Annotated in this window: 1 protein-coding gene; it reads right to left on the bottom strand. The window is 47.1% G+C overall.

The features are described 5' to 3' along the window. Window positions 1-98: 98 nt before the first annotated feature. A partial coding sequence (locus tag ABCW45_RS17800) for an ATP-binding protein (protein WP_343221302.1) occupies window positions 99-596 on the bottom strand: 498 nt, incomplete at its 5' end.

Below are 596 nucleotides of genomic sequence, written 5' to 3'. Positions count from 1 at the left end.
TGCGGCGAAGCCGTCTGTCCGGAAAAATGGAAACCACCTGTCCGGATAGGCGGAAACCGCTTTAGGTTATTGCTATGTGCGGCGAAGCCGCCTGTATGTTATTGTGCCTGAGATGGATCCAGTCCATAAACCTCCCTCATGGAAATATCCTTTTCTGGGTCAAGACTCATAATCGGAATCTTGTATGAATCGAATGAGATTCGATCCATGATGGCATCTGTGAGAGGGTTGTCCTTACCACCAAGCTTTTGGTACCAGTCTTCCTCAAGATACTGGGAACAGAAGATCGTGGATGAGTGCTTGCGACGCTTATGAATAAGCTCAAGCAGATTGGCTGAGTCTTTTTCAGTAACTCTCATGAGCAGCCACTCATCCAGGATTAGAAGCGTGGGATTGGTGTATTTTTTCAATGCATCTTTAAAGCGGCCTTCATCTCTGGCCTCTTGTAAGTCCAGGAGCAGATCTGGCACACGGACGTACTTAACGCTGTAATAACGCTTACATGCCTCCATTCCAAACGCACAGGCCAGATATGTTTTTCCACTGCCTGTTGCGCCGGTAATGAAGATGTTACGGTATTCTGTGATGTACTCACA

The organism is Pilosibacter fragilis (genome assembly GCF_032490495.1).
Lineage (GTDB): Bacteria > Bacillota > Clostridia > Lachnospirales > Lachnospiraceae > Pilosibacter > Pilosibacter fragilis.
This window is presented reverse-complemented; position numbering and strand designations above follow the sequence as displayed.